The organism is Bacillus sp. FJAT-18017, assembly GCF_001278805.1.
GTDB lineage: Bacteria > Bacillota > Bacilli > Bacillales > Cytobacillaceae > Bacillus_D.
In genome coordinates this window covers 3,436,660-3,448,136 of the sequence record NZ_CP012602.1, presented here as the reverse complement: position 1 = coordinate 3,448,136, position 11,477 = coordinate 3,436,660, and the positions used below count along the sequence as shown (strand labels likewise).

Sequence of the window (11,477 nt, the reverse complement as noted above, 5' to 3'; positions counted from 1 at the left end):
TGCAGGGGGAGTTTAGATGAAAAAGACGTTGTTGGTGATTTGCGCCGTATTGTTAATTGTCATGCCTACGTATCCTCAAGCAACTGAGGGGAAAAATAAGCCAAGCCGAGAGGAAATATTTACGGTTTTGGAAAATGCTTTTTTAGCTCAGGTGTCGCTAAGTGAAGAACTGCGGACAAAGGAAGAAATTAATGAAATACTTTCTGAATATTTTACTGAGGAATACGCTAAGGAATTTTGGGATATTAACGTAGCAGAAGAAAACGGAAAATTTGTTACCTATGGAACTGATTTTGCCCCTTATTATATTCCATATTACCAATTCTCTGATAAAACAGAGGTTGTGTTTGAGGGAGACAAAGCCTATGTATTTGAATTCTTCCCAGAGACACATGAAGGTCCTGTCGGGTATGAGAGCCATTATGAAGGCTTGCTTCTTGTAAAGAATGGAGACAGTTGGAAAGTTGCTGAATACCTATACGACACTATACCGGAATCAGTGATCGAGCAATCTGATTCTCACGTTGAATTAATAAATACGAATAATCAGGTGGCTGAGGAGGCTGAAACCACGAAAGAAGTGGAAACTGCCTCATTGCAATTCCAGCTGGGCATGAACCCAATAGGAAATCTAATTCAATATGGGGCAATCATAAGCTCAGGTGAGACTGAAAGCATCACGGCGCTATTTGAACAAAATGACGAGCAGCTTGTAATGGGATATTAGCTAAAACAGTTTTAAGCCGCTTCTTAAAATTAAGGGCGGCTTTTTAAATTCCACAATATTTTTTCTTAAAACATCAGTTTTTACTTGTCTATACCCACTCACTTACTTTATGCTGTTAATATTGGCAAGCAAGAAAACCTATTTGCAGATTATGGATATTCCCTGTATGGATAGAAATAGTTATGTAGAGAAATCTAATTACAAGGGCTTGTTTGTTTTTTGAAAGGAGAGAGAGCATGTCACAGCTTCAAGGGATCATTACCCGTTTAAAAAACCTTCAGGAACAATCGAATAGCGGTGAACCTGCCCAGCGATATTTTGAAGTGAATGGTGAGAGGAAGTGCCAGGTCACTTTCCACCCAAAGACTGAAACTTTTGAACTGGAAGTATACAACGAAAAGGAAAAGCCAAAACGTTATCAATTCGATAATATCGACATGATTACGATTGAAATTTTTGACTTGATCCAATAACACCAAGGGAACCTAAGGGTTCCTTTTTCTGTTTGGTAACCGCTAATCCGACGCCAGCATCATATTAAAAATAATTCACGAAATGATGCAGGAGAGCATCAGTTATGATAGGTGGTTAAGTTTGGTATCAGCGCTTCGAAATAACCCATACATAATCTTTTATGTTAGAATATAATAGTGTATAAACCTAATTTGAGGAGTATTCGTAAATGATAAGTCTTCATAGTGGAGAATTCCTGGAAATGAACATAAGGGATTTGATGATCCCATCAGAAAGGACTGCTCACGTACAGGTAGGGAATAACCTTGAACATGCTTTACTCGTCCTTACCAAAAGCAGGTATACCGCAGTTCCGGTGTTAGATCCTCATTATCGGCTTCGCGGGCTGATAAGCACGACTCTTATTATGGATTCAATTCTTGGCCTCGAGCGGATCGAATTTGAATTGCTTGAAAGAAAAAGAGTCGAAGAAGTTATGAACGTTACGGTCCCTCGTGTAAAAATGGATGTTCCAATTAACAAGTGCATTGAATTGTTGATCAATCATCCTTTTCTTTGCATTGAGTCTGGTGAGGGGTACTTTGAAGGGATTCTTCCGCGAAGTACAGTATTGAACCAGTTGAACAGACATTTGAAAAAACTAAATAAAAAACATGGCTAATATAGGCTCCCGGGAACGGGAGCCATCTTACATTGTATGATGGTTTAGTGAGACTTTTAAAGGGGTGCGCTTTGTGTGGGAAGCCATTAATAAAGGATTACATAACGGTAAAAAAACGAATAGGCCTTTAGTTCTTGCTTCTGTCATGCTGGCCATGTTTATGAGTGCTGTTGAAGCTACAATCGTTTCTACTGCTATGCCGGCAATTGTCGGTGATTTAGGGGGTTTTTCGCTTTATAGCTGGGTGTTTTCTGCTTATTTATTAATGAACGCCATTACAGTACTCATTTATGGTAAATTGGCAGATCTTTTTGGGAGAAAACCTGTTATTCTCTTTGGCCTAACCTTTTTCATGATTGGTTCTATTCTTTGTGGTTTTGCTGAATCAATGCAAATGTTGATTGTATTCAGACTGATCCAGGGTTTTGGAGCAGGTGCCGTAACACCGATAGCATCAACAATAGTTGGTGATATTTACACAACCGAGGAACGGGCGAAAATCCAGGGATATCTGTCCAGTGTCTGGGGGATATCAGCTGTAATGGGGCCGGCAATTGGGGGCCTGCTTGTCGAATATGTCAGCTGGCATTATGTATTCTGGGTTAATATTCCGCTTGGACTCCTTTCTATGGTTGGCCTTTGGTTCTTTCTTCAAGAGAATGTCGAGAAAAAGAAACGAGAAATTGATTATATGGGTGCCATTCTTTTGACACTTGGGATATCTGCACTCATGTTTATTCTTGTGGAAGGCGGCACTAGGTGGGAATGGGCCTCCACACCGACTTTGTCCTTAATTGCAGTGACCATTTTGGCATTAGGCTTATTTGTGATCCAGGAGAAACGGGCAGCAGAGCCAATGATGCCATTTTCAATTTGGAAGGAAAAATCTATTCTCGTAGCTAACAGTGTCTCTTTAACTACAGGAATCATGCTGATAGGGATTTCAAGTTTTTTGCCAGCGTTCGTACAAGGTGTCATGGAACAATCCCCCATTGTTGCCGGATTTACCTTGACAGCCATGTCTATTGGCTGGCCGATTGCTTCCTCAATTTCAGGCAGGCTGATCCTAACGAAGGGCTATCGGACAACCTCCTTGCTGGGTGGTGTCTTCCTTATTGTTGGTGGTACGGTTTTCGCATTTATGACGCCAGAAGCGGGCCCTGCCATGGCAGCAGCTGGGTCGTTCATTATAGGTTTAGGAATGGGGCTAACATCAACAGCGTTTATTGTCCTGATTCAAAGTACGGTAAGCTGGCAACAGAGGGGAATTGCAACAGCATCGAATATGTTCATGAGGAATTTGGGAAATACAATCGGTGCAGCACTTTTAGGCGGCATCCTCAACAGCCGCTTCTCTGCTTACCTTGCTGACAAAGGAGACGAAGGAGAAGGTCTGACTCTTGATAGCGCAAATATTCTCCTCGATAAAGCGGAAAGGGAAAACTTGCCTGCAGGTGTCCTTGAAATACTTCAGGAAGGCTTGACGATTTCCCTTCATACTGTATATCTGGGTGTCTTGCTGTTTGCTGTTATCAGTATGGTTTTGATAGCTTTTTTACCAATAAAGGTAAAACAGAAAGGTTAAACCCACGGGACTGGGTTTTTTCTAGAAATGTTTAAATCTGAAATTTACGATATAATAATAAAAAACCTATGGAGGAAAACGGATGTCGTCGCTTTCAGAGTTCCACCTGCTTTCGGTCCTGGCGCAGGAAATGAATATGAGAAAGGCCTCTGAACGTCTTTTTGTCTCACAGCCAGCCCTGTCCCAGCGTCTTCAGACCATTGAAAAGGAGTGGGGGACAAAACTGTTTATCCGTTCTCAAAAAGGGCTATCGCTTACTCCTCAGGGAGAGGAGGTCATTCGTTTCGTTAACGAGGTTCTCAGTGAGGAGGAAAAGGTCAGGGAAGCCATTCACTCGATGGAATCCGGAGTTGCCGGTACTCTTAAAATAGCAGTGGCTACAATTGTTGGACAGCATTGGCTGCCGAGGGTTTTGAAAAAGTTCGTCGAGCGTTATCCACAGGCTAAAATATCACTGGTAACAGGATGGAGCAGTGAAATCCTCAAGTCGTTATATGACCATCAGGCCCATATAGGCATCATTAGAGGGACTCCAGACTGGAAAGGGAAGAAGGTTCACCTTTTTGAAGATAGGCTGTTCTTGGTGGACAGAGAGATTTCATCAATCGATCAAGTTCTTAAGACAGACAGGCCATTCATCCAGTTTAAAAGTGATTCTAATTATTATCAGGAAATCCAGGAATGGTGGCACCGCCAATTTAAGCTGCCGCCTAAAAGGACAGTCATTGTAGACCAGATTGAAACATGCAAGCAAATGGCCTTTAATGGGATTGGATATGCAATCCTTCCTGAAATCACTCTTGATGGAGCAGGGGACGATATTTTCAAGCTTGAATTACTCAATGAAGATAACCAGCCTATCAAAAGGGATACCTGGTTGCTAGGGTACGAATCCTCATTTGAACTAAAGCAAGTACGAGCCTTTACCGAACTTGTCCTCGAGCATATTAACGAAGGAAAATGATAATGCTTTTCTTGTTTTCAATCTAGCTGTTTGGTAAAGTATGATTCAGTACATGCATAATGGAGGGGTATATAATGAAAATGATGGACGCCAACGAAATTATTTCGTTCATTCAGAATGCAAAAAAATCCACGCCAGTTAAGGTTTACATAAAAGGCGATCTCGAAGGCCTTGACTTTGGTGCAGAATCCAAAACGTTTATCACTGGTAATACAGGTGTGGTTTTTGGTGAGTGGTCGGATATCAATCCAATCATCGAGCAAAACCAGGCAAAAATTGACGATTATGTCATTGAAAGTGACCGCAGGAATTCCGCTATCCCGCTTTTGGATACTAAAAATATTAAAGCCAGGATTGAACCAGGCGCGGTTATTCGTGATCAAGTTGAAATTGGTGACAATGCCGTTATTATGATGGGAGCTCTCATTAATATTGGTGCGGTGATTGGCGAGGGTACAATGATTGATATGGGCGTTATCATGGGCGGCAGGGCTACTGTCGGCAAAAACTGCCATATTGGGGCTGGAACCGTACTGGCAGGCGTAATTGAGCCGCCTTCAGCAAAGCCTGTTGTAATTGAGGATGATGTTGTTATCGGTGCCAATGCTGTTGTCATTGAAGGTGTCACAGTTGGCAAAGGTGCAGTTGTTGCAGCGGGATCGATTGTCCTCAGTGATGTACCGGCAAACACTCTTGTTGCTGGTGCGCCTGCTAGAGTAATCAAGGAAATTGATGAAAAAACAAAATCAAAAACTGAGATCATGAACGAATTGCGCCAGCTGTAATCAAGCAAACGCTTCGTTTCGTGGTACGAAAAGGAAAGTGTGGAGCAATCCGCACTTTCTTTTGTATCTCAGGCCTTGCCTTTATAATGAATAGAGATCATTAAAATCAAAGTGTAAAGCATACAGGGAAAAAAGAGAGCTTGGCTCTCTGTTAACAATTAGGAGGCATATAAAGGAATGGATCACTTTATTAAAATCCGCCGTGAACTCCATCAAATACCGGAGCTGGGTTTTCAAGAATTTAAAACACAGGCTTACTTATTAAATTTCTTAAATTCACTTCTACAGGAAAGGCTTGAGATCATTGAGTGGCGTACCGGTTTATTTGTACGTGTAAAAGGACTTAACCCAACCAAAATAATCGGCTACAGAACAGATATCGATGGCCTCCCGATAAAAGAGGACACAGGATATCCTTTTACTTCCGTGCATGAAGGGAATATGCATGCCTGCGGACACGATTTTCATATGAGCATTGCCCTTGGATTGGTTGAGTTTTTTGTTCATAACCCTATCAATGATGATCTTTTGTTTATTTTCCAGCCTGCAGAGGAAGGCCCTGGGGGTGCTGAACCAATGCTTAAATCCGAAACGATGCAGAAGTGGCTGCCAGATATGATTATTGCTTTACATATTGCCCCTGAATATCCTGCAGGAACAATAGCATTGAAAGAAGGCCTGCTTTTTGCGAATACTTCGGAACTCTTCGTTGATTTAAAGGGTAAGGGTGGACATGCTGCATACCCACATACAGCGAATGATATGGTTGTGGCTGCCTGTCACCTTGTTACTCAGCTTCAGACGGTTATATCGAGGAATGTTGACCCTCTTGACAGTGCTGTCATTACGATTGGAAAGATTACTGGAGGGACCGTCCAAAACGTGATTGCCGACAAGGCGCGTTTGGAAGGAACCATCAGAACACTATCGCCTGAGTCGATGAAGACAGTCAAATCAAGAATCGAATCATTGGTCAGAGGGATTGAAGAGGGGTTTGCATGTGAAGCGGTAATTGATTACGGCTCAATGTATCATCAGGTTTACAATGATCCTGCACTGGCATTGGATTTCTATGAATTTGCTTCAAACTCGGAAGATATTGAAGTGATTCGTTGCAAGGAGGCGATGACTGGAGAGGATTTTGGGTTTATGCTCAGGGATATTCCAGGCTTTATGTTCTGGCTTGGAGTGGATTCCCCGTATGGATTACACCATTCGAAGCTTTCCCCGGATGAATCAGCAATTCCAAAGGCAATCGATCTGATAAAATCGTATATCATCTATAAATCGGGAAACTAAAAGAGTTTTTATTAAATTTCCAGTGTGCGTAGGGAATGGGTATGGATAGTTAAAGAGGATGCAAGGCTTACGGATAACATGGTAATTTTGATTGTGAGAAAGCCTTGTCCTAAGATCAAGTTAGAGTAAATGATAACACCTTTTTGAACGCTATTCCGTTGTTAAATTGAAATTCGGAGGGAAAGAACATGCCAGAACGCATGGTTGGAAAACAAGCACCACGTTTTGAAATGGATGCCGTTTTACCGAATAAGGTATTTGGAAAAGTAAGTCTTGAAGATAATATTAAAAACGAAAAGTGGACAGTTCTATTTTTCTATCCCATGGACTTCACCTTTGTTTGCCCAACGGAAATTACCACTCTCTCAGATTGCCATGATGAGTTCGAGGATCTGGATGCAGAGGTAATAGGTGTTTCTACAGATACTATCTATACTCACCTTGCATGGATAAAAACTGACCGAAAAGATAATGGACTTGGCGATTTAACCTATTCGCTTGCAGCAGATACCAACCATGTTGTTTCACGTGACTATGGTGTTCTGATAGAAGAAGAGGGAGTCGCTTTAAGAGGCTTGTTCATAATTAACCCTGAAGGAGAACTGATGTATCAAGTTGTAAATCATAACAATATCGGCCGTGATGTAGATGAAACACTAAGGGTACTCCAGGCGCTTCAAACAGGAGGCCTATGCCCCGCTAACTGGAAACCAGGGCAGAAAACGCTTTAAACCACTGACCAGGATAAATGTCAGTGCTTTGCAACAAATCAAGACCTAACTTGCAGAATGGCAGGTCTTTTTTTGGGAAAAGTGAACAATCATGGAGGGGATCTCGATGAAATTACGCCAACAAATGCCGGCGCTATCCGGGGCAACGGAATGGCTGAATGGTAAAGTAACCAGGGAAGAGCTAGTGGGGGGGAAACCAACCGTGTTTCACTTCTGGTCGGTTAGCTGTCATCTCTGTAAGGTGGCAATGCCACAGCTCAACCAATTCCGTGACACTTATAAGGATAAGCTAAATGTTATTGCTGTCCATTTGCCAAGGTCCGAAGCTGATCTCAATATAGACGAGATCAAAAAAGTAGCAGGGGAACATGGGATTAACCAGCCGATTTTTGTTGATAGCGAGCATATACTGGCTGAGGAATTTGAGAATCAGTATGTACCAGCTTATTACGTCTTTGACCGTGAAGGCAAACTCCGCCATTTTCAGGCTGGAGGAAGCGGGATGAAAATGCTGGAAAAGCGTGTCAACAGGATACTGGATGAGATGGAAAATACAGACTGAAAGTATATTGACTGGCCAGGGTGCTAGTCTTTTTCTTTTTGGACCAATGAAGGAGGGCAAGCCACCATTTTTCGTACTGTTCCCGTCTTCATAAGGCAAATAAAGGAGGGCAAGCCACCATTTTTCATGTTTCTCCCATCTTCAACCTAAAGGGAGCTTTCAAGATGGGACTGTCACAACATCCCAGCCAATACGTCTAATTAATAAATGAACATGGAGAGTGACGTTTATGGCTGTGATAAAAAGGTTTTTCTTTCTGTTAATTTCCTTATTACTAGCTATTTTAGTGTCCTGCAGCTCGAGTGATACCTCAGAGAGCGGCATGGATAGGGCAGATAGTGGAAAAAGCGAAAAAGGTGTTAGCGGGAATGAGATAGGAGAGGTAGAACGGAATAATACCTCTAATGATTCAACAGATAGTGCTTCACCCGAGGGAATTGAAACTGCAGATAGAGATGTGGCGAGCCAAAAAGGCAGAATGGTTATTCACGAAGCAGAGCTTCATTTACGAGTAAAGGACTTTGCTAAGGCACAGCAATCCCTTGAAACAAAAGCTAAACAATACGGAGGCTTTATTGTTGATTCTACGGTATCCAGGGATGGCGGGGAAGGAATGAGCGGGGCAGTAACTATTCGAGTCCCAGCATCACAATTTGAAAAATTCCTTCATGAAACCGAAAAGGAAGCAGCTGAAGTACTTGAACGGGTTGTCAGGGGTGATGATGTAACCGAAGACTATGTGGATCTGGAATCAAGGCTCAAATCAAAACGTGCAGTAGAGGCTAGGCTCCTTGATTTTATGAAGGGAGCCGAAAGAACAGAGGACCTTTTAAAAATATCTTCTGATCTGGCAGTTGTACAGGAGGAAATTGAGCAGTTGATTGGGAAAATGAAATACTTAAAAGACAGGGCTTCTCTTTCTACTATTACCATTTCTTTTTTTGAAACAAAAGTTGTCGTTAGTGGAACTACACCAAAGGAACTTAATACGTGGGAGAGGACAAAGAAGCAATTCTTAAGCAGTGCCAATATGCTGCTCTCGGGGATATCAGGATTCATTGTTTTTTTCTTTGGGAACTTGCCGATTATTCTCGGCCTCGCAGCAGCTGGGTTTATTCTTTTTATTAGTGTTAAGAAGCTGTTCCGTGATAAAGGGTAACCTGAGTTTACCAGCTATAATTCCTCCGTTTGCAGAAACTGAAAGAGTAAACAACATCGATTTTTTTTGGTACTATGTAAGAAAGATAGTCAAGGCATTGGAGGAATTTCGGTGAAAAAAGATTTTGCAGTCATTGGGCTGGGAAGGTTCGGAGGGAGTATATGCAAAAGACTCTCTGAATTGGGGATGGAGGTCCTGGCAATTGACAACAACGAGGATAGAGTAAACGAATATGCTTCAATTGCTTCGCACGCGGTTGTAGGAGATTCAACGGATGAAGCGGTTTTGAAAGGCCTTGGAATCAGAAATTTTGACCATGTAATCGTTGCAATCGGTGATAATATCCAGGCGAGTATTCTGACGACACTAATTCTTAAGGAACTAGGGGTGCGTCATATTACTGCGAAAGCTCTAAGCGATTATCATGAGAAGGTTTTAGTGAAAATTGGAGCGGATGTGGTTGCACATCCTGAACGGGATATGGGAATCCGGATTGCAAATACAATCTCGACGAATAATGTCCTTGATTATATTGAATTATCCGATCACCACAGTATTGTGGAAATTGTGGCTAATGAAAAGCTGGGGGGCAATACAATCATCGGACTTAATATCCGAGCCAGATACGGTTTGAATATTGTTGCAATCAAACGGGGCACCGATATCATAGTTTCCCCGCAGGCGAGCGAAAGAATTTGGTTAGGGGATATACTGATCGTGATTGGATCGGATGATGATATTGAAAGGTTCAGACATAAAGAGATGGAATAACAATAAAAAAGGAGAAGCCTATTTAGGTTTCTCCTTTTATTAGCTATTCAATAAATTAAACAGTGACCGGTGAGAGTTACCACTCCGGTTCTCAAATTTCCATGATTATTGGCAAAATCATTGGACGGCGCTTAGTCTTTTCGTAAAGGAAAGGTCCAAGCGTGTCGGTGATTTCATTTTTAATCTCAGACCACTGTGTGGTTTTGCGTTCCATGATTTTATTCAGGTGCTTCGAAATCAAGCTTTGGGCATCATTGATTAAGTCGCCGGATTCTCTCATATATACGAAGCCCCTCGAGATAAGATCCGGTCCAGCAACAATCTTGAATTCCTTCATATTGATGCTGACCACAACGACTACGAGGCCTTCTTCAGAAAGAATCCTTCTATCCCGAAGAACAATATTTCCAATATCCCCGATGCCGCTTCCATCAATATAGACAGAACCGGAAGGAATTTTACCTGCTATTTGAGCAGTATCCTCGGAAAGGGCCAGCACTTCACCGTTATCCATAATGAAGCAATTTTCTTCAGGTACACCGCAATCAATTGCAAGCTTTGAATGCATCCGCTGCATTCTATATTCACCGTGGATCGGCATAAAGAATTTTGGCTTGATGAGGCGGAGCATTAGTTTCTGCTCTTCCTGTCCACCGTGACCTGATGTGTGAATATTGCTGAGTTTTCCGTGAATGACATCTGCACCCGCACGGAAAAGCATATTGATTGTGCGGCTTACACTGATTGTATTACCAGGAATTGGTGAAGACGAGAACACAACCGTATCCCCAGGGATAATTTGAATTTGCCTGTGTGTACCATTTGCAATTCTTGAAAGAGCTGCCATCGGTTCGCCCTGGCTTCCGGTACACAAAATGGTTACTTTATTGGCAGGGAGCTTGTTGATGGTCTGAGCATCAATAAAAGTCTCCTTAGGTGCGCGAATATAGCCAAGCTCTTGTCCAATATTAATAGCGGCTTCCATGCTTCTGCCGAATACTGCAACTTTTCGGCCGTTGGCGACTGCCGCTTCTACAACCTGCTGCAGCCTGTGGATATTTGAAGCAAATGTAGCGAAAATGATCCTTCCGTCTACCTTCATAAAGATATCATCAATGCTTTCGCCAACTTTGCGCTCGGACATGGTAAAGTCAGGTATTTCACTGTTGGTACTATCAGAAAGGAGGCATAGTACGCCTTCTTTGCCAATTTCAGCCATTTTTGTCAAGTTCGCTGGCTCACCAACAGGAGTGAAATCAAACTTGAAATCTCCGGTATGGACAACTTGTCCATTCGGAGTTTTAACAACTATACCATAAGAATCCGGAATGCTGTGTGTTGTTCTAAAGAACGTAACAGAAGTTTTCCTGAATTTAATAATGTCGTCTTCCTTGATTTCAATAAGTTTGGCGGTTCTTAATAATCCATGCTCTTCCAGCTTATTTCTAATAAGTCCGAGTGCAAGTTTACCACCGTATATCGGAATGTTGACCTCTTTTAAAAGGTAAGGAATACCGCCGATGTGATCCTCATGTCCATGGGTAATGAATAGGCCTTTTATTTTATCTTCATTTTTTACAAGATAGGAGTAATCAGGTATAACATAGTCAATTCCAAGTAATTCGTCTTCCGGAAACTTAACTCCGGCATCAATAACGATAATCTCATCCTGAAACTGTACAGCATACGTATTTTTCCCAATCTCGCCAAGCCCGCCAAGTGCGAAAACAGCGGTTTGGTCATTCTTAACAAATTTCAT

General features: G+C 42.1%; 12 protein-coding genes. 11 read left to right on the top strand and 1 reads right to left on the bottom strand.

The genetic code is table 11. The annotated features are described in order from the left end of the window. Positions 1-16 precede the first annotated feature (16 nt). The 11 genes from AM500_RS16140 (at position 17) to AM500_RS16090 (ending at position 9,718) form a co-directional block, all read left to right on the top strand. A complete protein-coding gene (locus tag AM500_RS16140; RefSeq protein WP_053600126.1) occupies positions 17-727 on the top strand; it encodes a DUF3993 domain-containing protein in 711 nt (236 codons plus the stop codon). A gap of 236 nt (positions 728-963) precedes the next feature. Further along, entirely contained in the window at positions 964-1,200 is a 237-nt protein-coding gene (locus tag AM500_RS16135; RefSeq protein ID WP_043933503.1) for a YkuJ family protein, read from the top strand. A 209-nt stretch (positions 1,201-1,409) separates the two neighbouring features. Next, positions 1,410-1,862, top strand: a complete 453-nt coding sequence (gene cbpB, locus AM500_RS16130; protein WP_043933502.1) for a cyclic-di-AMP-binding protein CbpB — start codon at positions 1,410-1,412, stop codon at positions 1,860-1,862. 145 nt (positions 1,863-2,007) lie between these two features. Further along, complete coding sequence (locus tag AM500_RS16125; RefSeq protein ID WP_082347422.1) at positions 2,008-3,447, top strand: MDR family MFS transporter; 1,440 nt, start codon at positions 2,008-2,010, stop codon at positions 3,445-3,447. Positions 3,448-3,529: 82 nt separating this feature from the next. Next, positions 3,530-4,411 carry a transcriptional regulator CcpC gene (locus AM500_RS16120; protein ID WP_053600124.1) on the top strand — a complete coding sequence of 294 codons (882 nt, stop codon included), beginning with the start codon at positions 3,530-3,532 and terminating at the stop codon, positions 4,409-4,411. A 74-nt stretch (positions 4,412-4,485) separates the two neighbouring features. Beyond that, the gene (gene dapD / locus AM500_RS16115) at positions 4,486-5,196 is read left to right on the top strand and encodes a 2,3,4,5-tetrahydropyridine-2,6-dicarboxylate N-acetyltransferase (protein WP_053600123.1); all 711 of its coding nucleotides are present in this window, start codon (positions 4,486-4,488) and stop codon (positions 5,194-5,196) included. Between the two features lie 177 nt (positions 5,197-5,373). After that, positions 5,374-6,495, top strand: coding sequence for an N-acetyldiaminopimelate deacetylase (locus AM500_RS16110; protein WP_053600122.1), 1,122 nt, complete (start codon positions 5,374-5,376; stop codon positions 6,493-6,495). Positions 6,496-6,683: 188 nt separating this feature from the next. After that, a complete protein-coding gene (locus tag AM500_RS16105; protein WP_053600121.1) occupies positions 6,684-7,226 on the top strand; it encodes a peroxiredoxin in 543 nt (180 codons plus the stop codon). 106 nt (positions 7,227-7,332) lie between these two features. Beyond that, the gene (locus tag AM500_RS16100; protein WP_053600120.1) at positions 7,333-7,788 is read left to right on the top strand and encodes a TlpA family protein disulfide reductase; all 456 of its coding nucleotides are present in this window, start codon (positions 7,333-7,335) and stop codon (positions 7,786-7,788) included. A 229-nt stretch (positions 7,789-8,017) separates the two neighbouring features. Then, on the top strand, positions 8,018-8,947 hold the full coding sequence (locus AM500_RS16095) for a DUF4349 domain-containing protein (protein WP_053600119.1): 930 nt from the start codon (positions 8,018-8,020) through the stop codon (positions 8,945-8,947). 111 nt (positions 8,948-9,058) lie between these two features. Next, the gene (locus tag AM500_RS16090) at positions 9,059-9,718 is read left to right on the top strand and encodes a potassium channel family protein (protein ID WP_053600118.1); all 660 of its coding nucleotides are present in this window, start codon (positions 9,059-9,061) and stop codon (positions 9,716-9,718) included. A 91-nt stretch (positions 9,719-9,809) separates the two neighbouring features. Here the strand turns inward: AM500_RS16090 and rnjA are convergent, their stop codons facing one another. Next, a complete protein-coding gene (gene rnjA / locus AM500_RS16085) occupies positions 9,810-11,477 on the bottom strand; it encodes a ribonuclease J1 (RefSeq protein WP_053600117.1) in 1,668 nt (555 codons plus the stop codon).

Bases quoted from the DNA above. Each gene is read 5' to 3' on its own strand.
- AM500_RS16110 (WP_053600122.1), top strand. From the start codon at position 5,374: ATGGATCACTTTATTAAAATCCGCCGTGAACTCCATCAAATACCGGAG.
- AM500_RS16120 (WP_053600124.1), top strand. From the start codon at position 3,530: ATGTCGTCGCTTTCAGAGTTCCACCTGCTTTCGGTCCTGGCGCAGGAA.
- cbpB (WP_043933502.1), top strand. From the start codon at position 1,410: ATGATAAGTCTTCATAGTGGAGAATTCCTGGAAATGAACATAAGGGAT.
- AM500_RS16100 (WP_053600120.1), top strand. From the start codon at position 7,333: ATGAAATTACGCCAACAAATGCCGGCGCTATCCGGGGCAACGGAATGG.
- rnjA (WP_053600117.1), bottom strand. From the start codon at position 11,477: ATGAAATTTGTTAAGAATGACCAAACCGCTGTTTTCGCACTTGGCGGG.
- AM500_RS16125 (WP_082347422.1), top strand. From the start codon at position 2,008: ATGCTGGCCATGTTTATGAGTGCTGTTGAAGCTACAATCGTTTCTACT.
- AM500_RS16135 (WP_043933503.1), top strand. From the start codon at position 964: ATGTCACAGCTTCAAGGGATCATTACCCGTTTAAAAAACCTTCAGGAA.
- dapD (WP_053600123.1), top strand. From the start codon at position 4,486: ATGAAAATGATGGACGCCAACGAAATTATTTCGTTCATTCAGAATGCA.
- AM500_RS16105 (WP_053600121.1), top strand. From the start codon at position 6,684: ATGCCAGAACGCATGGTTGGAAAACAAGCACCACGTTTTGAAATGGAT.
- AM500_RS16095 (WP_053600119.1), top strand. From the start codon at position 8,018: ATGGCTGTGATAAAAAGGTTTTTCTTTCTGTTAATTTCCTTATTACTA.
- AM500_RS16140 (WP_053600126.1), top strand. From the start codon at position 17: ATGAAAAAGACGTTGTTGGTGATTTGCGCCGTATTGTTAATTGTCATG.